Source organism: Desulfolutivibrio sulfodismutans DSM 3696, from assembly GCF_013376455.1.
Lineage (GTDB): Bacteria > Desulfobacterota > Desulfovibrionia > Desulfovibrionales > Desulfovibrionaceae > Desulfolutivibrio > Desulfolutivibrio sulfodismutans.
Genome location: NZ_CP045504.1, coordinates 1,485,401 through 1,507,700, shown reverse-complemented (window position 1 = coordinate 1,507,700; position 22,300 = coordinate 1,485,401). Strand labels below are relative to the sequence as shown.

26 protein-coding genes are annotated in these 22,300 nt (G+C 65.2%); 24 read left to right on the top strand and 2 right to left on the bottom strand.

The window, feature by feature from the left end; translation table 11 throughout:
- Positions 1-26: 26 nt before the first annotated feature.
- Complete coding sequence (locus GD606_RS07305; RefSeq protein WP_163302028.1) at positions 27-653, bottom strand: TetR/AcrR family transcriptional regulator; 627 nt, start codon at positions 651-653, stop codon at positions 27-29.
- Between the two features lie 131 nt (positions 654-784).
- On the opposite strand from GD606_RS07305, the gene GD606_RS07300 reads away from it, so the two are divergent.
- The 3 genes from GD606_RS07300 to GD606_RS07290 all read left to right on the top strand — a co-directional run bounded on the left by GD606_RS07300 (position 785) and on the right by GD606_RS07290 (position 2,919).
- On the top strand, positions 785-1,456 hold the full coding sequence (locus GD606_RS07300; protein ID WP_163302029.1) for a queuosine precursor transporter: 672 nt from the start codon (positions 785-787) through the stop codon (positions 1,454-1,456).
- Positions 1,457-1,627: 171 nt separating this feature from the next.
- Complete coding sequence (locus GD606_RS07295) at positions 1,628-2,188, top strand: biotin transporter BioY (protein WP_163302030.1); 561 nt, start codon at positions 1,628-1,630, stop codon at positions 2,186-2,188.
- Positions 2,185-2,919, top strand: coding sequence for an energy-coupling factor ABC transporter ATP-binding protein (locus GD606_RS07290; protein WP_163302031.1), 735 nt, complete (start codon positions 2,185-2,187; stop codon positions 2,917-2,919). Before GD606_RS07295 ends, GD606_RS07290 begins: the two co-directional genes overlap by 4 nt.
- 120 nt (positions 2,920-3,039) lie before the next feature.
- On the opposite strand, the gene GD606_RS07285 is transcribed toward GD606_RS07290, so the two are convergent.
- Entirely contained in the window at positions 3,040-4,170 is a 1,131-nt protein-coding gene (locus GD606_RS07285; RefSeq protein ID WP_163302032.1) for a cysteine desulfurase family protein, read from the bottom strand.
- Positions 4,171-4,363: 193 nt separating this feature from the next.
- On the opposite strand from GD606_RS07285, the gene GD606_RS07280 reads away from it, so the two are divergent.
- The 21 genes from GD606_RS07280 (at position 4,364) to hisA (ending at position 22,198) form a co-directional block, all read left to right on the top strand.
- Positions 4,364-5,431, top strand: coding sequence for a hemolysin family protein (locus tag GD606_RS07280; RefSeq protein ID WP_163302033.1), 1,068 nt, complete (start codon positions 4,364-4,366; stop codon positions 5,429-5,431).
- 8 nt (positions 5,432-5,439) lie between these two features.
- Positions 5,440-5,862 carry a cytochrome c maturation protein CcmE gene (locus GD606_RS07275; RefSeq protein WP_163302034.1) on the top strand — a complete coding sequence of 141 codons (423 nt, stop codon included), beginning with the start codon at positions 5,440-5,442 and terminating at the stop codon, positions 5,860-5,862.
- A 396-nt stretch (positions 5,863-6,258) separates the two neighbouring features.
- Positions 6,259-8,166 (top strand): heme lyase CcmF/NrfE family subunit, encoded by a 1,908-nt coding sequence (locus GD606_RS07270; protein ID WP_163302035.1) that lies wholly within the window; start codon positions 6,259-6,261, stop codon positions 8,164-8,166.
- A gap of 7 nt (positions 8,167-8,173) precedes the next feature.
- Positions 8,174-8,869 (top strand): ABC transporter ATP-binding protein, encoded by a 696-nt coding sequence (locus GD606_RS07265; protein ID WP_246299007.1) that lies wholly within the window; start codon positions 8,174-8,176, stop codon positions 8,867-8,869.
- On the top strand, positions 8,863-9,534 hold the full coding sequence (locus GD606_RS07260; protein WP_163302036.1) for a heme exporter protein CcmB: 672 nt from the start codon (positions 8,863-8,865) through the stop codon (positions 9,532-9,534). The genes GD606_RS07265 and GD606_RS07260 overlap by 7 nt, the downstream gene beginning before the upstream one ends.
- Positions 9,535-9,677: 143 nt before the next feature.
- The gene (locus tag GD606_RS07255) at positions 9,678-9,875 is read left to right on the top strand and encodes a hypothetical protein (protein ID WP_163302037.1); all 198 of its coding nucleotides are present in this window, start codon (positions 9,678-9,680) and stop codon (positions 9,873-9,875) included.
- Positions 9,865-10,272: a PIN domain-containing protein gene (locus GD606_RS07250; RefSeq protein ID WP_163302038.1), complete on the top strand. Its 408-nt coding sequence runs from the start codon at positions 9,865-9,867 to the stop codon at positions 10,270-10,272. Before GD606_RS07255 ends, GD606_RS07250 begins: the two co-directional genes overlap by 11 nt.
- A gap of 45 nt (positions 10,273-10,317) precedes the next feature.
- Positions 10,318-10,977 carry a cytochrome c biogenesis protein gene (locus tag GD606_RS07245; protein ID WP_163302039.1) on the top strand — a complete coding sequence of 220 codons (660 nt, stop codon included), beginning with the start codon at positions 10,318-10,320 and terminating at the stop codon, positions 10,975-10,977.
- Between the two features lie 11 nt (positions 10,978-10,988).
- Positions 10,989-11,132, top strand: a complete 144-nt coding sequence (locus GD606_RS07240) for a CcmD family protein (protein WP_163302040.1) — start codon at positions 10,989-10,991, stop codon at positions 11,130-11,132.
- Positions 11,116-11,760, top strand: coding sequence for a tetratricopeptide repeat protein (locus tag GD606_RS07235; RefSeq protein ID WP_246299005.1), 645 nt, complete (start codon positions 11,116-11,118; stop codon positions 11,758-11,760). The genes GD606_RS07240 and GD606_RS07235 overlap by 17 nt, the downstream gene beginning before the upstream one ends.
- Positions 11,761-11,928: 168 nt before the next feature.
- Positions 11,929-13,089, top strand: coding sequence for an ABC transporter substrate-binding protein (locus tag GD606_RS07230; protein ID WP_163302041.1), 1,161 nt, complete (start codon positions 11,929-11,931; stop codon positions 13,087-13,089).
- 153 nt (positions 13,090-13,242) lie between these two features.
- Complete coding sequence (locus GD606_RS07225; RefSeq protein WP_163302042.1) at positions 13,243-14,130, top strand: branched-chain amino acid ABC transporter permease; 888 nt, start codon at positions 13,243-13,245, stop codon at positions 14,128-14,130.
- Positions 14,131-14,179: 49 nt separating this feature from the next.
- Positions 14,180-15,235, top strand: coding sequence for a branched-chain amino acid ABC transporter permease (locus GD606_RS07220; protein ID WP_163302043.1), 1,056 nt, complete (start codon positions 14,180-14,182; stop codon positions 15,233-15,235).
- Between the two features lie 6 nt (positions 15,236-15,241).
- Positions 15,242-16,027 (top strand): ABC transporter ATP-binding protein, encoded by a 786-nt coding sequence (locus GD606_RS07215; protein WP_163302044.1) that lies wholly within the window; start codon positions 15,242-15,244, stop codon positions 16,025-16,027.
- On the top strand, positions 16,020-16,727 hold the full coding sequence (locus GD606_RS07210; protein ID WP_163302045.1) for an ABC transporter ATP-binding protein: 708 nt from the start codon (positions 16,020-16,022) through the stop codon (positions 16,725-16,727). Before GD606_RS07215 ends, GD606_RS07210 begins: the two co-directional genes overlap by 8 nt.
- A gap of 46 nt (positions 16,728-16,773) precedes the next feature.
- On the top strand, positions 16,774-18,231 hold the full coding sequence (gene guaB, locus GD606_RS07205) for an IMP dehydrogenase (RefSeq protein WP_163302046.1): 1,458 nt from the start codon (positions 16,774-16,776) through the stop codon (positions 18,229-18,231).
- Positions 18,232-18,288: 57 nt separating this feature from the next.
- The gene (guaA, locus tag GD606_RS07200; protein WP_163302047.1) at positions 18,289-19,839 is read left to right on the top strand and encodes a glutamine-hydrolyzing GMP synthase; all 1,551 of its coding nucleotides are present in this window, start codon (positions 18,289-18,291) and stop codon (positions 19,837-19,839) included.
- Positions 19,840-19,873: 34 nt separating this feature from the next.
- Complete coding sequence (gene tatB, locus GD606_RS07195; protein ID WP_163302048.1) at positions 19,874-20,206, top strand: Sec-independent protein translocase protein TatB; 333 nt, start codon at positions 19,874-19,876, stop codon at positions 20,204-20,206.
- Positions 20,207-20,232: 26 nt separating this feature from the next.
- Positions 20,233-20,823, top strand: a complete 591-nt coding sequence (hisB, locus tag GD606_RS07190) for an imidazoleglycerol-phosphate dehydratase HisB (protein ID WP_163302049.1) — start codon at positions 20,233-20,235, stop codon at positions 20,821-20,823.
- The gene (locus GD606_RS07185) at positions 20,820-21,473 is read left to right on the top strand and encodes a hypothetical protein (RefSeq protein ID WP_246299004.1); all 654 of its coding nucleotides are present in this window, start codon (positions 20,820-20,822) and stop codon (positions 21,471-21,473) included. The genes hisB and GD606_RS07185 overlap by 4 nt, the downstream gene beginning before the upstream one ends.
- The gene (gene hisA / locus GD606_RS07180) at positions 21,470-22,198 is read left to right on the top strand and encodes a 1-(5-phosphoribosyl)-5-[(5-phosphoribosylamino)methylideneamino]imidazole-4-carboxamide isomerase (RefSeq protein WP_163302050.1); all 729 of its coding nucleotides are present in this window, start codon (positions 21,470-21,472) and stop codon (positions 22,196-22,198) included. Before GD606_RS07185 ends, hisA begins: the two co-directional genes overlap by 4 nt.
- Positions 22,199-22,300 lie beyond the last annotated feature (102 nt).

Sequence of the window (22,300 nt, the reverse complement as noted above, 5' to 3'; positions counted from 1 at the left end):
CGCCTCCCGCCGCGTCTGCGGCCGGTTTACAGTCTGGAAAAAACGCCGCAGACCAGGGCGTCCACGGCCGTATCGATGCGGGCCAGATCGGCCGGGTCGTTGGGGTCGAGTCCCCCGAAATGGCCGCCCAGGCGGGCCCGGACGGCGAAAAAGAGCACGGCTGCGCCCATGACCGCCACGATCCCGGTCAGCCCCGGGGCGTCGGGCGTCTCGCCGGTCAGGCCTTCGAAGCATTCCAGGGCCACCCGCACCCGGGCCTGCTCCAGCATCCGGGAGACGCTGGTGCGCTCCATCAACTCCCAGGCCAGGATGTCCAACGTCTGGGGGCGGTTGAGAAGCGCCCGCAAAAAACCCTTGTGAAAGGCGGCGAGCTGCCCCTCGGGGCCGTCCCCGGGCCCGGCGGCCTCCATGCCCGCCCGGATCTCCGCCGTGGTCGGCCAGAACTCCGGCGACCGGGCGAACTCGTCCACCAGTTCCGCCAGTCCCCCAAAATGCCGGGAGATCACCCGCCTGTCCACCCCGGCCTCCAGGGCCACCTTGCCCAGTCCGAATCCCTTGAAGCCCTCCCGGGCCAGCACCCGGCCCACGGACGCAACCAGCCGCTGCCGGGTGGTCATGGTCCGGCCGATGGGAATCACCTTTTTTCCCGCCACGCAACCTCCTGAAACCATTGCCTTCCCAGCGGCCGGAGAGGGGCCGGGAGGCGCTTTTCCGACCGGCTTGTCATCCCCGTCCGAATCTTGTAGCTACCCCTGTTTCACCATTACGACGTTACGAGGATTTCATGCGACACTACAAGCACCTGGACGCCATCACCGCCCTTTTCGTCAGCGTCCTTCTCATCTCCAACGTGGCCTCCTCCAAGATCCTGGACCTGGGGCCCTTCACCTTCGACGGCGGCACCATCCTTTTCCCTTTAAGCTACATCTTCGGCGACATCCTCACCGAGGTCTACGGCTATTCCCGCTCCCGCCGGGTGATCTGGATGGGCTTTATGGCCACGCTGGTCATGGCCGCCGTGTTCATGTTCGTGGGCGCGCTGCCCCCGGCTGCGGACTGGCCCCACCAGGAGGCCTACGACGCCATTTTGGGGCTCACCCCGCGTATCGTCCTGGCCAGCCTGGCCGCCTATTTTTGCGGCGAATTCGTCAATTCCTACGTCCTGGCCAAACTCAAGGTCAAAACCGAGGGCCGCTTCCTGTGGATGCGCACCATCGGCTCCACGCTTTTCGGCCAGGTGGTGGATACGGTGGTCTTCGTGGCCGTGGCCTTCACGGGCGTGTTGCCGCTGGAACTCGTGGGCACGCTCATCTTCTCCAACTTCGTGTTCAAGACCCTGGTGGAGATCGCCTTCACCCCGGCCACCTACGCCATCGTGGGCTTCCTCAAGCGTTCCGAGAACGAAGACTACTACGACCGCCACACGGACTTCAATCCCTTCCGCGTGGGGGCCTAGGCCGACCTTTCCGCCGCTTCGCCCCGGCGGCGCGGCAAAGCTTTGCCGGGGCAGGGCGGCCTGAGGCCGCTGCCGCGCCCCGCCCCGGGGCGGCCCGGACCATCCCCTGGGTTTCTCCAGGGACGCCGTGGCCGTATCGTCCACGCCAATCCGCCGCCAAGGACTTCACCTATGCCAAGCGCCTCCGTCGCCTCCGTCAACCGTCTGGTGTGGACCGCCGTCCTGGCGGCGCTTACGGCCGTGGGCGCGCACATCCAGTTTCCCATCGGCCCGGTGCCCTTTTCCCTCCAGACCTTTTTCATCATGCTCTGCGGCCTGATCCTGGGGCCCGTACGCGGCCCCGTAGCGGTCCTGCTGTACATCGCCGCCGGGGTTTTGGGGCTGCCGGTCTTCTCCAAGGGCTCCTCGGGTTTCGCCCATCTGCTGGGCCCCACCGGCGGTTTTCTTCTGGGATTTGTCTTCCAGGCCGCCGTCTACGGCCTGGCTCCGCGCCGGGCGGCGGACGGCCAACCCGGGGAGCTGCCCTGGCTGCGCGGCATCGCCTTCGGGCTTGTGGGCTCGGTGGTCCTTTTCACCCCGGGCGTCGTGCGTCTGGCCGCAGTCATGAACACCGACCTGGCCAAAGCCGCCGCCGTGGGCCTTGTGCCGTTTATTCCGTCCGATCTCGTGAAGATGGCCCTGGCCATCGCCTGCTACCGGCACCTGCGCGCCAAAAGGCTGCTTCCGGCGTGATCGCCTTCACGGACCTGTCCTTCGCCCACGAAAAGGGCCGCCCGGTCCTGTGCGGGGCCACCGGGGGCACGCCCGACAAGGCGCTGACCATCCTGGCCGGGCGAAACGGGGCGGGCAAGTCCACGCTTTTGGCCCTTGTGGCGGGCATCCTCACCCCGGACGCCGGGACCGTGCGCGTGGGGGAGCGCGTCTCCCCCGGGGACGAGGACGGCATCCGGCGCGCCGTGCGCCTCGTGCTGCAAGACCCGGACATGCAGATCCTCGGCGCGACCGTGGGCGAAGACCTGACGCTTTCCGGCGACCCCCGCGACCCCCGGTTCCTGGACGTGGCCCGGAACGCCGCCCGGCGCATGGGGCTTTTGGCCTTGTGGGAGGCCCCGGTGCATACCCTGTCCTTTGGCCAGCGCCGCAAGCTGTGCCTGGCCGCCGCCCTGGTCCACGCGCCGGACGAAGGGCCGCCGCAGGCGCTTTTGCTCGACGAGCCCTTAAGCAACCTCGACTATCCGGGCGTTCTGGAAATGCGCCGCATCCTGCGCCAAAACGCCGCCGCCGGGCTGACGCAGATCGCCGCCGCCCACGAACTCGATCCCCTGGCCGATCTGGCCGACCATGTCCTGGTGTTGCACGAGGGCGTCATCGCCTGCCAGGGCGCGCCGGAAACGGTCCTGCCCGGGCTGCGGCCCTACGGCGTGCGGCCGCCCTACGCCCGGTGGGACGAGGAGGCGCAGTAGGGGAGGCGGACGGGTAAGGCCGCCCCGCCGACTGTCCCGCAGACCATCCCGCAGACCGTCCCGCAGAAAATGCCCCGCAGATCGTCCCGCAGAATGCCCCATAGAATACCCGTGACGGAGTTACCGGGACAGGCGGCGAAGTATCCTCCCCAGCCGCTCCACAAGCTCCATGCCGTCTTCCATGGTGGTGGACCGCCCAAGCGACAGCCGGATGGTTCCCTCGGCAAAGTCCCGGGCGACGCCCATGGCCGCAAGCACCGGGGAGATCGCGGTGTCCGCGCCGTGGCAGGCCGCCCCGGCCCCGCAGCCGATGTCCTCGGTCACGCACTCCGACAGGATGTCCACGGCCCGAAATCCCGCAAAGCCGATGAACGTGGTGTTGGGCAGCCTCGGCGCGCCCCGGCCGTGGATCATGGCCTCGTATCCGAGCCCCAAAAGCCCGGCCTCCACGGCGTCGCGAATCTGCACCTGCCGGGCCGCCTCCCGGGCCACGTCTTCGGCGGCCATGGCGCAGGCCTCGCCCAGGCCCGCGATCAAGGCCACGTTTTCCGTGCCCGAACGCAGGCCCCCCTCCTGGCCGCCGCCCAGAAGAAGCGGTGGCAGCTCCATGCCCTTTCGCACGTAGAGCGCGCCCACCCCTTTCGGGGCGTAGAGCTTGTGTCCGGCGATGGTCAGAAAGTCCGCGCCAAGTGCGTCCACGTTCACGTCAATCTTGCCCACGGCCTGGGAGGCGTCCACATGCATGGCCGCGCCTGCGGCATGGGCCAGGGCCGCGATGTCGGCCACGGGCTGGATGACCCCGGTCTCGTTGTTGGCCAGCATGACGCTGACGAGCCGCGTCTGGGGCAGGATGCGGGCGGCGGCCTGGGACGGGGAGACCACGCCGTCCGGGCCAGCCGGGATGACGCTGACCTCCACGCCTGCGGCCGAAAGGGCCATCGCCGGGGCCAGGACCGAGGGGTGCTCAACGGCCGAGACCGCCAGGTGTCCGGATCGATCCGGGAAATGGCCGAAGACCACGGTGTTGTTGCTCTCCGTGGCGCAGCCGGTGAAGACGATTTCCCCAGGCGTCGCGCCGATCAGGGCCGCGACGCGGAAGCGGGCCGCATCCAGGGTCTTTTTGGCCTGAAGCCCCCAGATATGGGCGCTGCCGGGGTTGCCGAAATGGCTCTCGAACACGGGCCGCATGGTCGCAACAACCCGGGAGGCCACGGGGGTGGTGGCGTTGTGATCAAAATACAGGGGTGGCATGAAGGCTCCTTTACAGGCGGATGAAAAATACATAAGAAGGACAAATGCGTTTTTGGGGCGGCAACCGCCCGGAGCGCATTACCCTAATGGAACACGATCCGTTTCGCCAGTTCGCAACCTTCCCTGTGCGCCCCAGGTTTCTCCAAACGCCCGGTGTCCGGACGCGCTGTTGCGCCGTCGCGGCCCATTGCCCATGCTGACCCTTATCCTCTCCGTAGCCATCGCCGTGCTCGTGTCCGCCTTTTGCTCCATGAGCGAGGCCATGCTCTATTCCGTTCCCTGGAGCTTCATCGAGAAGCTGCGCAAGGACGGGAAAAAGGCCGGGGAGCACCTGTACTACCTGCGCCAAAACGTGGAAAAGCCCATCACCGCCATCCTGACCCTCAATACCGTGGCCAACACGGCCGGGGCCGCCGTGGCCGGGGCCGCCGCCGCCGCCGTGTTCGAGCCGGAACAGGTGTGGATATTCACCGCCGGGTTCACCCTGTTGATCCTGGCCTTGGGCGAGATTTTGCCGAAAACCGTGGGTGTGGCTTACAACCGCAGGCTGGCCCCCTATCTGGCCGTGCCCATCCAGGTCATGATCGTGGCCCTGACGCCGCTGATCTGGGTGGGCGGGCTCATGGCCCGCATGGTGCGCCCCAAGCGCAAGGGCCCGGTGTCCACCGAGGAGGATCTGCGGGCCGTGGTCAGCTTGACCCGCAAGGAAGGCGTGATTAAGCCTTATGAAGAATTGTCCATCAAAAACATCCTGTCGCTGGACGACAAGACCGTCAGCGACATCATGACCCCGCGCACCGTGGTCTTCTCCCTGGCCGCGACCATGACCACGGGCATGGCCAAGGGGACGTTCTGGCCCCACAGCCGCATCCCGGTCCACGATGCGGACGACCCGGAAGACATGGTGGGCATCGTCTACCGCAGACAGGTGTTGGAGGCCCTGGCCAACGACCAGGACAACCTGACCATGGCCCAGCTCATGAAGCCGGTGCGGTTCGTGCTCGAGTCCATGACCCTGGACCGGCTGTTGGTGAAGTTTCTGGAGTCGCGCACCCATCTTTTCGTGGTGCTCGACGAATACGGCGGCGTCAGCGGCGTGGTCAGCCTGGAAGACGTGCTGGAAGAGATATTGGGCAAGGAAATCGTTGACGAGACCGACCAGGTGGCTGATATGAGGGAATTAGCCCGGACGCGGCGCAGCCAGTTGCTCACGAAGATGACCGTGCCGGGCGATTCCGACGAACCTCCACGCGACGGATGAGCGCGACCATGAAAAAAAACGGCTCCAAAGGCATCTATGCAGCGGCCCTGGTCCTCTTTCTGGGGGGGCTGGGCTATCTTGTCGTCTCCGGGCTGGGCGAGAACAGCTCCTATTTCCTGAACGTCTCCGAGGCCATGGCCATGGAGCCGGGCAAGCTCCACAAGGTGCGCCTGTTCGGCACCGTGGCCGCCGAAGGCCTCACCTCCCCGCAGGGCGGCCTGGGGGTCAAATTCAAGCTTGAGGATAAGGACAACACCGCCAAAACCCTGTGGGTGGACTACAAGGGCGCGGTGCCCGACACCTTCAAGCCCGGGGCCGAGGTCATCGTGGAGGGCGGTTTCGATTCCGGCTCGGGCGTCTTCGGGGCCAATTCGCTGATGACCAAGTGTCCGTCCAAGTACGAGAAGCAGAACCGGGAAAAGACCGGGTGACGGTTCGTTTCCGGATAAACGGCGAGGGGTGTTGCGTTGCGTAAAAAATACGCCGGTATTTTTTAAGAAAAAAAGAATTTTTCAAAGAGTTGTTTTTATCAATCAGTACGCCAGGTTCGAGGACGCGACAGGGGTTTCGACGTGAGGGACGGGGGCGTGTGCGGCATCGGGCCACACGCCCCGTTTTTATAACCGCTGCGCGACGCCTGTCCGGAAAACCGGCCGCCGGGCCGTCCGGCCAAGGCCCCTGCGGCGCGCGGGGCGGACGATCCCCCCGGGACCGGCGTTTTCCCGCCAGTCGCGTCCGGGCCTGTCCGGGCCTGCCCGGGCCGGGGTCGGGAAAAGAGGCGTTCTTCCGAACGACCGGGACTATCGGCTTCAGACAAAGGAGTTTCCATGCATTTCGTGGCCTATTGGGCCCTTATGGCGTCCCTTCTGGTATCCCTTTTTGCGGCGGTCGTGGCCGCCATGAAGACCTGGCGCGGCGAAAACGACGGCCTGCTGTGGTACGAACGCGCCCAGTCGGGGGTTTTCGTTTTGACCACCGTGGCCTCGGCCGTGTTGGTCGTCGCCCTGTGGGAAAGGGACTTTTCCTTCCAGTATGTGGCCGAATACACGGACTCGTTTTTGCCGCTTTTTTACACGGTCACCGCCTTCTGGGCCGGGCAGGCCGGGTCGCTTCTGTTTTGGATGCTCACTCTGGGCCTTTTCGGGTCGCTTTTCGCCAACACGGCGGCATACCGGGCCCTTGCACCGCAGACCAAACGGCTGTTCTGGCTCTTTTACCTGGGCGTGGAGGCCTTTTTCCTGTTGCTGCTGACCGGCCCCAGCACCCCCTTCATGGAGCTTGTCCCGCCGCCCCATGAGGGCCGGGGCTTAAATCCCCTCCTGCGCAACCCGGGCATGATCTTTCATCCGCCGCTTCTGTTTCTGGGCTATGCCGGATTCACCGTACCCTGCTGCCTGGCCCTGGCCGCATGGCTGTCCGGCGAGAGGATTTCCTGGATACGGGCCGGGCGCAACTACATCCTTCTGGCCTGGATCTTTCTGACCGCGGGCATCGTCCTGGGCGGCTGGTGGTCGTACATGGAGCTGGGCTGGGGCGGTTACTGGGCCTGGGATCCGGTGGAAAACGCCTCGCTCATCCCCTGGCTCATGGGCACGGCCTTCATCCACACCGCCGTGGTGGAGCGCCGCCGGGGCGCGCTTCTCAAAACCAATGTCCTGCTCGTCAGCCTGACCTTTCTCTCCAGCATCTTCGCCACCTATCTGGTGCGCAGCGGGGTGGTGGAGTCCCTGCACGCCTTTGGCGAAGGCGGCGTGTCGCGGCCGCTCCTGGTGTTTATTCTCTTCGGCCTGGCCCTGACCGTGGCCGCCTTGCGCCTGGGCGGCGACCCGGAGCGCGAAGCCCGGCCCCTGCCGGGCCTGGTGAGCCTGCCCGGGGCGCTGGTGGTCCTGGCCTGGCTTTTTACGGCCCTGTCTCTGGTGGTCATCCTGGGCACCATGTGGCCGGTCATCAGCACCCTGTGGAGCGCCAAGGCCGTGGGCCTGGACGCCGGTTTCTACAACCGGGCCTGCAACCCCCTGTTCGCGGTGGTGGCCCTTTTATTGATCGTCTGTCCCTGGCTGTCCTGGAAGGACGGGGTGCGCGACCGCAAAGCGGCCGTGGCCCTGGGGGTGTTTTCCCTGGCCGTAGGCGTGGCCCTGTACGTTTCGGGCATGACCCATCCCGTGGCCCTGGCCGCGGCCGTGGGGGCCATCGGGGCCCTGGCCGGGATCGCGCTTCTTTTTGTGCGCGACCGGGCCGCGCGCAGCGCCAAGGGCGGGCTGTGCGGCTATCTGGTCCATGCCGGGACGGCGCTTCTGTTTCTGGGGGTGGCCGTGTCGGGGCCCTACCAGAGCGCCAAGGAGGCCATCCTGGCCCCGGGGGCGGACATGAAGGTGGGCGGCTACCGCCTGGTCTACCAGGACTTGGCCATCACCGAGGGCGAGGCCCTAAGCGTGGCCCAGGCCGTGATCGCCGTGGAGAAGGACGGCCGGAAGGTGTCCGAGCTGACCCCGGAACGGCGCATCTATCGCGGCTTCGAGCAGCCCTTTGCCGAGGTGTCCACGGTCTTTTCCCTGGGCGACGAGCTCTACGCCGTGCTCTTGAGCTTCACCGAGCAGAAGTCCATCAGCGTCAAAATCAGCGTCAATCCCCTGGTCAACTGGATATGGATCGGCGGAACCATCATGTGTCTGGCCGGATTCGTGGGGCTTACGCGCTTCCGGACCCGCCCGGGCGGCGGGGACGGGGAGGCCTAGGCGGTCCATGGCCATGCCTGCGTCCATACCCGGGCCGAGGGTGCTTGTGCGGCTTGGCAAGGTGGGCAAGTTTTACGGGGAGCGTCCGGTCCTGCGCGGCATCGAGGCCGAGGTCCGGGCCGCCGAGGTGATGCTGGTGGTGGGGAAAAACGGCGCGGGAAAGTCCACGCTGCTGCGCATCATGGCCGGGCTGGCCCGGCCCGAACCGGGGCAGGTGGAGCACTTTGCCGAGCCGGGGCAGGCGGCCTTTCTGGGGCATCGCCCCTTTGTCTATCCCAGGCTCACGGCTGACGCCAACCTGGCCTTCTGGTCCCGGATGCATGGCCGAAACCTGGACCGGCAGGCGCGTATGGCCCTTCTGGAGAGGGTGGGGCTGGCGGATTTCGCCGACGAACCGGCCGGGGTGTTCTCCCGGGGCATGACCCAGCGGCTGGATCTGGCCAGGGTGTTCGCCCAGGCCCCCGGTCTTCTCTTTCTGGACGAACCGGCCTCGGGCCTGGACATGGCCTCGGCGGCGCTTCTGCGCCGGGAGATCGCGGCCTTGCGCTCGGCCGGGGCCGGGGTGGTCATGGTCAGCCACGACGTGGCCGGGGATCTTCCCCTGGCCGACCGGGTGCTGCATCTGGCCGGCACGAGGGCGGTTTTTTGCGGTCCTGCCCGGGAGTTCGACGCCGGGGCGTTCGGCGCGGCGGGGGCATGCTGAGCCGGGCGGCGGCCGTGGCCGCCAAGGATCTGCGCCTGTCGCTGGCCGGGGCCCAGGGACCGGCCCAGACCGTGCTTTTGGGGCTCATCCTGATCTTTATTTTCAGCCTGTCGCGCGATCCCGGGGAGCTTTTCCCGCCGCTTTCGGCGGCGGCCGTGTTCTGGCTGGCCACGGCCTTCGGGCAGGTGTTGGTCTTCAACACCCTGTATTCCCTGGAGGAAGGGGGCTGCCGGGACGGACTCTTGCTGTCGCCCGCGCCGGTTCAGGCCGTGTGGCTGGGCAAGGCGGCGGCCGGGATGGCGCTTTTATTGGCCTGCCAGGCGGTATTCGCCCCGGCCGTGGTGGCCTTTTTGGGGCAGCGTCCGGCCGGATCGCTTGTGTCCGGGCTTGTGTTCATCCTGGCCGCCGACTGGGGGATCGTCGCCCTGGGGTCGCTTCTGGGGGCCATCTCCGCCGGTCGCGGGGCCCGGGAATCGCTTTTGACCGTGGTGCTTTTCCCGCTGCTCACGCCGCTTCTTCTGGCCGCCATCCGGCTGACCGAGGGGGTGCTCTCGGGCGAGCCTGCCGACACGGGGCTGTGGCTGGGCATGGCCCTGGCCTTCGACGCGGTGTTCACGGCGGCGGCCCTGGCCCTTTTTCCATCGCTTTACAGCGGCGAGGACTAGGGGCGGCGATTGTTTTTCCGCCTGTTTCCAGGTAGCAAACCGGAAGATTGATGGCGCAGGGCTCTTGGGCAGGCGTCGCGGCCTCCCTGCGTTTTGCAGGGATATGGACCGGATTCCCGGCCGGAGACAGGCGGGAGGTGAGCATGCTCGTTGTACGCAAGAAGACGAAGGCCGGAGAGGGCGTGTTGCACATGGATCTGCCCGAAATCTATCAGGGTAAGACGTTAGTGGTGACGATCAAGACCGAACAGGACATTGCCCGGGATTTGTTGCTGGATACAGTGCGGGTCGATACCAGGGGATACGTTTTCGACCGCGACGAGATTCACGGTGGCCGGTAGGCGGTTTCTCGACACCAACGTCCTCGTGTACGCCTATTCGTCCACGGAGCCGGACAAGCGCGATGTGGCGGTCGCCCTTCTCGGGCAGGAGGTCGTGACCAGCAGCCAGGTGCTCGGGGAATTCGTCTGGGTGATGCACCGAAAATTCGGCGTTCCCAATGATGTCCTTTCCGATATCGTCGTCGGCATGGGCGAGGTGTTCGAAATCGTCGAGGTCGGGACTGCGGCTGTGCGCAAGGCCCTTCGGTTGTGCTCCGATCACGGGTTGCCCTATTGGGACGGGGTTGTCGCCGCCTCGGCGCTGTTGGCCGGATGCGGCGAACTGTTGACGGAAGATTTTCAGAACGGTCGGCTGTTTGAAGACCGACTGCGCATTATCAATCCTTTCGCGGGTTAGCCGTCCCTGTGGGTCGCATTCCGGACCCGCATGGTTTGGAGACGCATGACCATCTTAAGCCTCGCCACCGTCCTGGCCTTTGCGGCCGCCCAGTACCTCATCTGGTTCTACGCCCCGGTGGAGGCCAGCATGGGCGTGGTCCAAAAAATTTTCTACATGCACATGCCCATGGCCGGGTGGTCCATGGTCGCCTTCGCCGTGGTGTTCGTGGCCTCGGTCCTCTACCTTTTGCGCCGCGATCCCAAATGGGACCGTCTGGCCGGGGCCTGCGCCGAACTGGGCGTGCTCTTCAGCGGCCTGGCCCTGGTCACCGGCATGATGTGGGCCCGGCCCATCTGGAACGTCTGGTGGACCTGGGATCCCCGGCTCACCACCACGCTTGTCATGTGGTTCGTCTACGCCGCCTATCTGGTCCTGCGGGCCTCGGACATGGGCCCCCAGCGCAGGCGGCTGGTGTGCGCCGTGCTCGGGGTGGCGGCCTTTCTGGACGTGCCCCTGGTGTTCGTGTCCGCCCGGTATTGGCGCAGCATCCACCCGGCGGTGCTGGGGGCCCAGGGCGGCGGCCTGGAACCCGAGATGCTGGCGACCCTTGTGGCCGGGGTCGTGGCCTTCGGGCTGTTGTCCGTGACCCTGGTGCGCCTGCGTCTGTCCCTCTCGGCCGCCGAGGCCGAAATGGCCGCCATAACCCTGGACCGCATCGGATAAGGGATCGCGTCATGGAAAAAGAAACCTATCTGTTTGTGGCCAACGCCCTGGTGTGGATCGGGGTCGGCGGCTACCTGCTCTTTCTGTCCCGGGTCCAGGCCCGGCTGCAAAAACGCCTCAAACGTCTGGAGATCATGCGTGACGACAATCCGTAACACGACTGCCCAGGACGACGGCAAAAACGCCCTGATCGGCCGCAGCGTGGCCGCGCTCATGGGGTTGGCCCTGGTGGCCATGTTTGTGTCCTCGTTTCTGTACCGGGCCGAGAATCCCTCCCGGGTGGTGCGCACCGACACGCCCGCCATGCCCCAGGGCATGGGCGGCATGGGCGGCATGGCCGACAGCGGTCCCATGAAGGAAATCATGGAGCTCATGCAGCGCCAGAAAGACGAGCCGGACAACCCGGCCGTGCAACTGGAGCTGGCCGAGCGGTTCATGATGATGGGGGCCTACGACCGGGCCCTGATCTTTCTGGAAAAGGCCGCAGGCCTCGACCCGGACAATCCGCAGATTTTAAACGACAAGGGCATCGCCCTGTACAACACCGGCAAGGCCGAAGAGGCCAAAGCCGCCTTCGAGGCCATCCTGGCCAAAAACGCAGCGGACTTCCGGGCCCGGTTCAATCTGGGGCTCTTGTACAAGTATGCCCTGGGGGACATGGACAAGGCCGCCGAGCAGTTGCGGGCGGTCATGGATTCCCCGGCGGTCGACGAGCGGACCAGGAGCCAGGCCAAAAGCGAGTTGGAGAATCCGCCCGAGGCCGGGGACAAACCGGCCAAGTAGCGCGGAGCGGCCGGTCGCCGGGCGCTTTGGCATTGCTTTTTGTGACGTTTTGGTGAATGCATGGCGGCACGGGGAGCAAGCCCGGATGGACCCGGTTCCCCGGGAAAATGCCTGTTCCCGTCCCCTTGGGGCGAACGACGCCAAACCCATTTTCGTAAGGAGGAAGACATGCTCGGCAAAGGTCTGAAATTTTTTGGAACCGCCTGCCTGATGGGGCTTCTCCTGGCCGCCGTCCCGGCCCTGGCCGACGACGTGATCAAGATCGCCGTGCCCTCTCCCTACACCGGCAGCGCCGCCGGATTCGGCGAGAACGTCAAGGCCGGCGTGACGCTCAAGGTGGAAGAGATCAACGCCGCAGGCGGCATCGGCGGCAAAAAGGTCGAGGCCGTGTACCTGGACGAGCAGTGCGAACCGCGCGAGGCGGCCACCGTGTCCACCAAGATCGCCAACGACAAGGCCATCGTGGGCATCGTCGGCCATCTGTGCTCCTCGGCCCATCTGGCCGCCCTGCCCACCTACGTGCGCGAGGGCATCGCCGCCATCTCCCCCACGGCCACCAGCGTGACCATCACCGACAAGAACAAAGACGCCAAGGGCAATGTCTGGTCCTTCCGCAACGTCTACCGCGACGATTTCCAGGGCAAGTTTCTGGCCCAGTATGTGGACAAGGTCATGGGCCTGAAAAAGATCGCCGTGTTCTATGAGAACAACGACTACGGCATCGGCCTCAAGGACGCCTTCGTGAAAGAGGCCAAGACCCTCGGCCTGACCATCGTGGGCGAAGAGGCCTACATGAAGGGCGCCCAGGACTTCAACCCGCAGCTGACCAAGATGAAGGGCGGCGCCCCCGAGGCCCTTTTCATCGCCGGGTACTATCCCGAGGGCGCGCTCATCGTGGACCAGGCCAAAAAGATCGGCCTGGACGTGCCCAAGTTCGGCGCGGACGGCTTCGACAACGCCGACTACATCAAACTGGCCGGCGACGCCGCCGACGGCCTGTACCTGACCGCCCCCTTTCTGGCCGAGACCGCCGGTCCCGACGCCAAAAAGTTCATCGAGACCTTCAAGGCCCGTTTCGGCCGCGACGTGGACTGGATGAGCGCCAACGCCTACGACGCCACCGGGATGCTGGCCGACGCCATCGCCAAGGTCGGCGCCGACCGGGCCAAGATCCGCGACTATCTGGCCGGAATCAACACCGCCGACAAGGGCTACAAGGGCATCACCGGCGTCAACTACTTCGACCAAAACGGCGACTGCTTAAAGCCCGCCTATGTCAAGACGGTCAAGGGCAACGCCTTCGTCCCGGCCCCCAAGCAGATGGACTAGGGCGGCGAACACGCATTCGAACACGAAACAGGCTGGACACCCTCCAGCCTGTTTCGTTACAAGCCGGGCCCATACGCGGTCCCGGACACCGGCTGGGAACACCATTCACAATGGCCGCCTCGACAGGGGCGGCGAACGCGGCGGGAGTCGGCCTTGCTCGAACAACAACTGGTCAACGGACTCACCCTGGGGCTCATCTACGCGCTGATCGCCGTGGGCTACACCATGGTCTACGGCGTCATCGAACTCATCAACTTCGCCCATGGCGAGGTGTACATGTTCGGCGCGTTTTTGTGCATGACCTTTCTCACCGTGTTCGGTGCGCCGCTGATCGTGGCCGTTCTTTTGTCCATGGCCTGCTGCGCGCTCATGGGCGTGCTCCTGGATGTGGTGGCCTACCGCCCCTTGCGCAACGCCCCCCGGCTGGCGGCCCTGATCACCGCCATCGGCATGTCCATCTTTCTTCAGAATCTGGCCATGATCATCTGGGGCAGCCGCCCGCTGCCCTTCGTCAAAGAGGCCCTGCCCGCCTTTTTCAAGGTGACGGCCCTGTCGTTTGGCGACGTGAACATCTCCTGGATGCAGATGACCATTTATATCGTGGCCATTTCGCTCATGATCCTTCTCAATGTGATCATCACCAAGACCAGGACCGGCACGGCCATGCGGGCCCTGGCCCAGAACCGGGTGTGCGCTTCGCTCATGGGCATAAACGTCAACCGGGTCATCGCCTTCACCTTCGCCCTGGGCTCGGGGCTGGGGGCCATGGCCGGCATCATGGTCTCCATGTTCTACAACACCATGTACCCCACCATGGGCTACAACGCCGGGGTCAAGGCCTTCGCCGCAGCGGTTCTGGGCGGCATCGGCTCCGTGCCCGGGGCCATGTTCGGCGGGGTGGTTTTGGGCATCGCCGAGACGCTGGGGGCTGGATACGTGTCCTCCCCCTATCGCGACGGCGTGGCCTACGCCATCATGATCCTGGTCATCATTTTGCGGCCCTCCGGCCTTTTGGGCCGGGCCGTCACGGAAAAGGCCTGATCCGGCCCGGCCGGACCATCTCGACACCCTTTCACCCCGGTTTCTACCTATGCGCGGCGTCACGGCACTCCTTGGACCATTGAAATATCTGCTTCTGGCGGCGGCCCTGGCCTATCCCCTGACCCCGGTCAGCGACGTCTACGTGCTGCACGTCGTGGTCCTGGTCATGGTCTACATGGTCCTGGCCATGGGCCTCAATATTCTGCCCGGCTTCTGCGGGCTTTTGGACCTGGGGTACGTGGGCTTTTACGGCATCGGGGCCTACACCGCCGGGCTTTTGACCCTCAACTACGATCTGTCCTTCTGGATCATCGTGCCCCTGGCGGTGCTCAACGGCGCACTGTGGGGCATTGTTTTGGGCGCGCCCACCCTGCGGCTGGTGGGGGACTATTTCGCCATCGTGACGTTTGGCTTCTCGGAGTTGGTGGTCCTTTTCCTGACCAACGAGATCTGGCTCACGCGCGGCCCCCTGGGGCTGCCGGGCATCGCCCCGGTGTCGCTCGACCTGTCCTGGCTCTCGAGGCTCCTCAATCCCGAGTGGGACTGGCGGTATGTTTTCTCCGGCGAGGAGCCGTATTATTACCTGGGCATGGCCATGGTGTTCATGGTCTATGTGGTCCTTCGCCGGGTGGAGGATTCGCGCCTGGGCCGGGCCTGGCTGGCCATCCGCGAAGACCCCATGGCCGCCGCCTCCACCGGCGTGAATCTCTTCGCCTACAAGGTCATCGCCTTTGCCGTGTCCACGGGCATCGGCGCCCTGGCCGGATGCTTTTACGCCCGCTGGGCCATGTTTTTGTCCCCGGACATGTTCAAGTTCTGGGAATCCTTCCTGGTCCTGTGCATGGTGGTCCTGGGGGGGCTTGGCAACATACGCGGGGCGCTCATCGGCGCGGTGGTGCTCATCTCCCTGGGCGAGGTGCTGCGGGTGGCCCTGCCCAAATTCGGCCTCCCGGCCGAGACCCGTTTTCTGGTGTACGGGCTGATCATGGTCCTTATCATGCGTTTCCGGCCGGGAGGCTTTTTCACCGCCGTGGCCGAAAGCACCCTGGCCAGCCCGCTAATCATTGACCTGCGCCGCAAGCTTGCGGCGCGCAAGACCGGATAACGCATTATGGAAGCGATTTTGCGGGTGGACGGCGTCAGCAAGAAGTTCGGGGGGCTCATGGCCCTAAGCGACGTCAGTTTCGACGTGGCCCGGGGCCGGATCCTGGGGCTTATCGGCCCAAACGGGGCCGGAAAGACCACCATGTTCAATTGCGTGGCCGGGCTGTACAAACCCACGGAAGGGGCCATCGTGTTTCGGCCCGACGGCAAAGATAATCCCGTGCAGGGGCTCAAGCCTGAAAAGATGACCGCCCTGGGCGTGGCCCGCACCTTCCAGAACATCCGGCTTTTTTTGTCGCTGACGGTTCTGGACAACGTGCGCATCGGCCGCCACTGCCGCACCTCCTCCAATTTTTTCGGCGCGGTCCTGCGCACCCGGGCCCAGCGCGCCGAGGAGAAGCGGATCATCGACGACGCCATGGGCTGGCTCGACTTTGTGGGGCTTGGGGCGTTCGCCCTGCAACCCGCCGCAAGCCTGTCCTACGGCGACCAGCGCCGCCTGGAGATCGCCCGGGCCCTGGCCACGGACCCCAAGCTCCTTTTGCTCGACGAACCGGCCGCGGGCATGAACCCCAAGGAAACCGAATCCCTGGTGGACCTCATTTACGCCATTCTGGAAAAGGACGTGACCGTGGTCCTGATCGAGCACGACATGAAGCTGGTCATGCGCATCTGCGAACATCTGGTGGTCCTGGACCACGGGGTCAAGATCGCCGAGGGGACGCCCGCCGCCATCCGGGAGAACCCCGAGGTCATCGAGGCCTATCTCGGAAAGGGCGCCGCCCATGCTTGAGCTTCGTGACATCCACACCTACTACGGCAACATCCATGCCTTAAAAGGCGTCACCCTGCGCGTGGAGAAAGGCGAGATCGTGTGCCTTATCGGGGCCAACGGCGCGGGCAAGACCACCACGCTTATGAGCATAAGCGGCGTCACCCCGCCACGGCAGGGGACCGTGGCCTTTCTGGACGAGGACGTCACCCGCTTCACCACGGAAAAAATCGTGGCCCGGGGCATCACCCAGGTTCCCGAGGGGCGCATGATCTTTCCGCGCCTGACCGTGCGCGAGAATCTGCTCATGGGGGCCTACCTGCGTAAGGACAAGGACGGCATCAAGGCAGGCGAGGAGAGGGCTTACGAGCTTTTTCCGGTCTTGCGGGAGCGCCGTACCCAGATGGGCGGCACCCTGTCCGGGGGCGAGCAGCAGATGCTTGCCATCGGCCGCGCGCTCATGGCACAACCCGCCTTGCTGCTTCTCGACGAACCCTCCCTGGGACTTGCGCCCATGGTCGTGGAGAACATTTTCGAGATCATTCAACAGATCAACGCCGAGGGCGTCACGGTCATGCTCGTGGAGCAAAACGCCCAGATGGCCCTGCAGATCTCCCACAGGGGCTACGTCCTGGAGACGGGGGCGGTCATCCTGGAAGGGCCCTCGGCCGATCTTTTGGCCGATCCCAAAGTGCGCCTGGCCTATCTCGGCCTGGATTGAGCGACGAAAACGGCCGGATCATCTTCTGGAGCAAAAGGACGGAGTTATGGAAAAGGTTTACGGCCGGGGATTGACCTTCGATGATGTGCTGCTTTTGCCCGACTATTCCGAGGTGACCCCGGACCAGGTGGACGTCAGTTCCTGGCTCACCCCGGACATCAAGCTGAATATCCCGCTTTTGAGCGCGGCCATGGACACGGTCACCGAGTCGCGCATGGCCATCTCCCTGGCCCGCTGCGGCGGGGTGGGGGTGGTCCACAAGAACATGTCCGTGGAGCGCCAGCGGCTCGAGGTGGAGAAGGTCAAGAAGTCCGAATCCGGCATGATCATCTCCCCCATCACCGTGCCCCCGGAAATGACCGTGGAGCAGGCCCTTTTGGTCATGTCCGAATACAGCATCTCCGGGCTTCCCGTGGTGGACGGGGACCGGCTGGTGGGCATCGTCACCAACCGCGACGTGCGGTTCGTCAAGGACTCGGTGACCAAGGTCAAGGACGTGATGACCAAGGAGAACCTGGTCACCGTTCCCGTGGGAACCACCCTGGAAGAGGCCAAGCACCACCTGCACCAAAACCGCATCGAGAAGCTTTTGGTGGTGGATGCCGACAACACCCTGCGCGGGCTTATCACCATCAAGGACATCGAAAAGATCCGCAAATATCCCAATTCCTGCAAGGACGACCTGGGACGGCTGCGGGTGGGCGCGGCCGTGGGCGTGGGCGCGGACAGAAACGAGCGGGTCCAGGCCTTGCTTGAGGCCGGGGTGGATTTCATCGTGCTGGATTCGGCCCATGGCCACAGCAAAAATATTTTGGACTCCATTGTGGCGCTCAAGTCCGATTTCCCGGCCAGCCGTCTGGTGGCGGGCAACGTGGGCACCTACGAGGGGGCCCTGGCGCTCATCAAGGCCGGGGCGGACGCGGTGAAGGTAGGCATCGGCCCGGGCTCCATCTGCACCACGCGCATCGTGGCCGGCGTGGGCGTGCCCCAGGTCACGGCCATCATGGAGGCCGTGCGGGCCTGCCGGGAACACGGCAAATGCTGCATCGCCGACGGCGGGGTGAAGTTTTCCGGAGACATCGTCAAGGCCATGGCCTCCGGGGCGGACACGGTGATGATGGGCAGCCTGTTCGCCGGAACCGAGGAAAGCCCGGGGGAGACCATCCTCTACCAGGGCCGCACCTACAAGATCTATCGCGGCATGGGCTCCATCGACGCCATGCGTGAAGGCAGTTCCGACCGCTATTTCCAGGAGAAGTCCAAAAAGCTCGTGCCCGAGGGCATCGTGGGCCGGGTGCCCTTCAAGGGGCCGGTGACCGAGAGCATCTATCAGTTGGTGGGCGGACTCAAGTCCGGCATGGGGTACTGCGGCTGCAAGGACATTGGCGAACTCCAGAGCAAGGCCCGCTTCGTGCGCATCTCGGCGGCGGGACTGCGGGAAAGCCACGTCCACGACGTGATCATCACCAAGGAAGCCCCCAATTACCGGGTGGACACCTATTAACCCGGAACCGGCCCGGCCGGAACCGAAAACCGCACCACGCAAAGCGCCAGACACGCCATGACCCATTCGGACACCGTCGTCATCCTGGATTTCGGATCCCAGTTCACCCAGCTCATCGCCCGCCGGGTGCGCGAGGCCGGGGTTTATTCGGAAATTCATCCCTGCACCACCCCCGTGGACAAACTGCGGGAGCTGGCCCCCCGGGCGCTGATCCTCTCCGGCGGCCCGTCCAGCGTCATCGAGCCCGGCGCGCCCACCCTGGACATGGGGATCTTCGATCTGGACCTGCCGATACTTGGCATCTGCTACGGGATGCAGCTTTTGTCCCACCTGTTGCCCGGAGGCCGGGTGGTGTCCTCCACGGATCGCGAATACGGCCGTTCGGAATTTACCGTGGCTGCGGCCTCGCCGCTCTTCGACGGCCTGCCCACGGACCGGGGTCTGACCGTGTGGATGTCCCACGGCGACCGGGTCAAGTCGCCGCCCGAGGGCTTTTCGGTCCTTGGCTCCACGCCCACGGTGGATGTGGCGGCCATGGCCGACCCGGCCCGGCGCATCTACGCCCTGCAGTTCCATCCCGAGGTGGCCCATACCGAGGACGGCTCGCTGATTCTGCACAACTTCCTGTTCAAGATCGCCGGACTGACCCCCGGCTGGTCCATGTCCTCCTTTGTGGCCAGCCAGGACGCCGCGCTTCGGGAACAGATCGGCGACAGGCATGTGGTCTGCGCCCTGTCCGGCGGCGTGGACTCCACTGTTGTCGCGGTCATGCTGCACAAGGCCATCGGCAAGCAGTTGCACTGCATCTTCGTGGACAACGGCCTTTTGCGCCTTAATGAAGGCGAGGAGGTGGCGGCCTACCTGCGCGAGCACTTCGATTTGAACCTCATCCACGTCAAGGCCGCAGACCTTTTCCTGTCGCTTCTGGCCGGGGTCACGGACCCCGAGGAGAAGCGCAAGATTATCGGCCGCACGTTCATCGAGGTCTTCGAGCGCGAGGCCAAAAAACTCCCGGGCGTGGAGTTTCTGGCCCAGGGCACCCTGTACCCCGACGTCATCGAATCCGTGTCGTTTCGGGGCCCCTCGGCGGTCATCAAAAGCCACCACAACGTGGGCGGGTTGCCGGACATCATGAAGCTGTCCCTGGTCGAGCCCCTGCGGGAGCTTTTCAAGGACGAGGTGCGCAAGGTGGCGGTGGAGCTCGGGCTGCCGGATTTCATCATCTGGCGGCATCCCTTCCCGGGGCCGGGCCTGGCCATCCGGATCATCGGCGAGGTCACGCCAAAGCGTCTGGACATCCTGCGCCGGGCGGACAAGATCGTGCAGGCCGAGCTTCAGGCCTCGGACTGGTACCGCAAGGTGTGGCAGGGATTCGCGGTGCTTTTGCCGCTGAAAACCGTTGGCGTCATGGGCGACGACCGCACCTATGAAAGCGTGTGCGCCGTGCGGGTGGTGGACAGCATCGACGCCATGACCGCCGACTGGTCCCGGGTGCCCACCGAGATCCTGGCCACCATCTCGAATCGGATCATCAACGAGGTCAAGGGCATCAACCGGGTGGTTCTGGACATCTCCTCCAAGCCGCCGAGCACCATTGAGTGGGAATAGACCGGACGCGGGAGCGCCCAAAACGGGAAAACATATGTTTGGCATCGGCACGACGGAACTTCTGGTCATATTGGTGGTGGCGCTTATCGTCATCGGCCCAAGCAAGCTGCCTGACGTGATGCGCACCATCGGCAAGGGCCTGGCGGAATTTCGCCGGGTGAGCACCGATGTGAAGAGCACGCTGGAGGCCGAGGTGCAGCGGGCCGAGGACACCAAGCGCAAGGAAGAGGCCAAAAAGGAACTTTTTCCGGAAAAAGAGGCGGCAGTGCCCGAGGCGGCCGCACAGGCGGCCAAAGTGGACACGCCCGCCGAAACGCCCGCCGAAACACCCGCCGCATCTGGCGCTGCGGGCAAGCAGACGGCCTGATCGGCCGCCGCCAGGGAGCCAGGGACATGACCGAGCGCACGGCCCGCATTGAGCGAAAGACCGCCGAGACCGAGGTGGCCGTCTCGTTGTGCCTGGACGGCCAGGGCCGGACCCGGTGCGAGACGGGGTTCGCCTTTGCCGATCACATGCTGACGCTTCTGGGCTTCTGGGCCGGATTCGACCTGGAGGTGACCTGCCGTGGCGACCATGAGGTCGACGCCCACCACAGTCTGGAGGACGTCGGGCTGGCCCTGGGGCAGGCCCTGCTTGCGGCCGCCGGGGACCGGACGGGTATTACGCGGGTGGGATACGCCCGGGTGCCCATGGACGAGGCCCTGGCCGAGGTCACCGTTGACCTTTCGGGCCGTCCGTATTTGGTCTATCTTGAAAACACCCTGCCCGCCGTGGTGGCTGGCGAGGAAAAAGACGTGTGGCGGGAATTTTTCAAGTCCCTGGCCGTCTGCGCCAAAATGAACCTTCACGTGTGCTTCGTGTACGGCCAAAACGGCCATCACCAACTCGAAGCCGCTTTCAAGGCGTTGGGACTGTCCCTGCGCCGGGCCTTGGCCGCCGGGAGAACCGGCGTGCCCAGCACCAAAGGGAGCCTTGACCGATGAACACCATGCTGCTCAAACGCCTGCTTGTGGTCGCCGCCGTGGCGCTTCTGGTATTTTCCCTGGGGTGCAAACGCAAGACCCCGCAAAGCGCGGCCCCCACGGAGGCCAAGATCGCCGTGGCTCCGTTCGCCAACCCCCGGGCCGACTTCGAGCTTTTGGCCGGGTTTTTGCCCGAGGACGCCCCGGCGGTGAGCGAGGGGGTTCCCGGCAAACTCGACGAGGTGTTCACCGGGGTGCTGGCCTCGGGGAGCAAGGCCCGGGTCGCCGGACCTTCCACTGTGGCCGGTTGCCTGAAGACCGAACCCCGGGAGGGCGAGGGCGGCCGTCTCGGCACCCTGCGCTATTGGCAGAACATTGGCCGCTGCGCCGGAGCGGACTTTGTGGTCGTGCCCCAGGTTCTGGCCTGGCGTGAGCGCGAAGGATCGGCCATGGGCACCACCGTCTCCGCCGCCGTGGTCATCAATTTCTACCTGCTCGACGTCAAAACCGGCGGGGTGGTCAAGTTCTTCCATTTCGACGAGGAACAGATATCCCTGGCCGACAACCTGCTTGAGGCCGGGAAGTTTTTTGATCGCAAAGGGCGGTGGCTGACGGCCTACGAATTGGCCGCCGAGGGGATGCGGGCCGCCGTGGCGGAGTTCGGGTTGTGATCGTCTATCCGGCCATCGACCTCAAAGACGGCCGTTGCGTGCGCCTGCGCCAGGGCCGCGAAGACGAGGTGACCGTGTTTTCCGAAGACCCCGAGGCCATGGCCCACCATTGGGCGGAACTCGGGGCCAGGTGGCTGCATGTGGTGGATCTGGACGGGGCCTTCTCCGGCATCCCCAAAAACGCGCCGCTTATCGGGCGCATCTGCCAAAGCCTGGACATCCCGGTCCAGCTCGGGGGCGGCATCCGCGATCTTTCGGTGGCCGAGGCCTACCTGGACGCCGGGGTGAAACGCATCCTCATCGGCACCATGGCCATCACCGACCCGGACGGCTTCGGCGAGATCGTGGGGGCCCTGCCCGGCCAGGTGGGGGTGTCGCTCGACGCCGATGACGGCCGCCTCAAGATCCGGGGATGGGTGGACGACACGGGCCTGACCGTGGAAGACGTGCTGCCGCGCCTGGAAGACCAGGGCGTGGCCTTTTTGGTCTATACCGACATCAGCCGCGACGGCATGCAGACCGGGGTGAACATCCCGGCTATGGAGCGCCTGTTGTCCCTGACGAGGCTTCCGGTCATCGCCGCAGGCGGGGTGGCCACTATGGACGACGTTACGGCCTTGGCCCCCCTGGCCGCCAAGGGCCTCGACGGGGTCATCAGCGGCCGGGCCATCTACGCCGGAACGCTGGATTTCAAGGCCGCCGTCGCCTTTGCGGAAAAACTTTAGGCCTGAGCCCGTCGGCCGACGCGAACGTCGGCCTGCGAGGCCAGTTTGAAAATGAGAATCACCTTCCCGTTCCCGGCCATCCCGGGGGGAGGACAACCGGGC

Bases quoted from the DNA above. Each gene is read 5' to 3' on its own strand.
- GD606_RS07300 (WP_163302029.1), top strand. From the start codon at position 785: ATGCGACACTACAAGCACCTGGACGCCATCACCGCCCTTTTCGTCAGC.
- GD606_RS07295 (WP_163302030.1), top strand. From the start codon at position 1,628: ATGCCAAGCGCCTCCGTCGCCTCCGTCAACCGTCTGGTGTGGACCGCC.
- GD606_RS07285 (WP_163302032.1), bottom strand. From the start codon at position 4,170: ATGCCACCCCTGTATTTTGATCACAACGCCACCACCCCCGTGGCCTCC.
- GD606_RS07280 (WP_163302033.1), top strand. From the start codon at position 4,364: ATGCTGACCCTTATCCTCTCCGTAGCCATCGCCGTGCTCGTGTCCGCC.
- GD606_RS07275 (WP_163302034.1), top strand. From the start codon at position 5,440: ATGAAAAAAAACGGCTCCAAAGGCATCTATGCAGCGGCCCTGGTCCTC.
- GD606_RS07270 (WP_163302035.1), top strand. From the start codon at position 6,259: ATGCATTTCGTGGCCTATTGGGCCCTTATGGCGTCCCTTCTGGTATCC.
- GD606_RS07265 (WP_246299007.1), top strand. From the start codon at position 8,174: ATGGCCATGCCTGCGTCCATACCCGGGCCGAGGGTGCTTGTGCGGCTT.
- GD606_RS07260 (WP_163302036.1), top strand. From the start codon at position 8,863: ATGCTGAGCCGGGCGGCGGCCGTGGCCGCCAAGGATCTGCGCCTGTCG.
- GD606_RS07255 (WP_163302037.1), top strand. From the start codon at position 9,678: ATGCTCGTTGTACGCAAGAAGACGAAGGCCGGAGAGGGCGTGTTGCAC.
- GD606_RS07245 (WP_163302039.1), top strand. From the start codon at position 10,318: ATGACCATCTTAAGCCTCGCCACCGTCCTGGCCTTTGCGGCCGCCCAG.
- GD606_RS07240 (WP_163302040.1), top strand. From the start codon at position 10,989: ATGGAAAAAGAAACCTATCTGTTTGTGGCCAACGCCCTGGTGTGGATC.
- GD606_RS07230 (WP_163302041.1), top strand. From the start codon at position 11,929: ATGCTCGGCAAAGGTCTGAAATTTTTTGGAACCGCCTGCCTGATGGGG.
- GD606_RS07220 (WP_163302043.1), top strand. From the start codon at position 14,180: ATGCGCGGCGTCACGGCACTCCTTGGACCATTGAAATATCTGCTTCTG.
- GD606_RS07215 (WP_163302044.1), top strand. From the start codon at position 15,242: ATGGAAGCGATTTTGCGGGTGGACGGCGTCAGCAAGAAGTTCGGGGGG.
- GD606_RS07210 (WP_163302045.1), top strand. From the start codon at position 16,020: ATGCTTGAGCTTCGTGACATCCACACCTACTACGGCAACATCCATGCC.
- guaB (WP_163302046.1), top strand. From the start codon at position 16,774: ATGGAAAAGGTTTACGGCCGGGGATTGACCTTCGATGATGTGCTGCTT.
- guaA (WP_163302047.1), top strand. From the start codon at position 18,289: ATGACCCATTCGGACACCGTCGTCATCCTGGATTTCGGATCCCAGTTC.
- tatB (WP_163302048.1), top strand. From the start codon at position 19,874: ATGTTTGGCATCGGCACGACGGAACTTCTGGTCATATTGGTGGTGGCG.
- hisB (WP_163302049.1), top strand. From the start codon at position 20,233: ATGACCGAGCGCACGGCCCGCATTGAGCGAAAGACCGCCGAGACCGAG.
- GD606_RS07185 (WP_246299004.1), top strand. From the start codon at position 20,820: ATGAACACCATGCTGCTCAAACGCCTGCTTGTGGTCGCCGCCGTGGCG.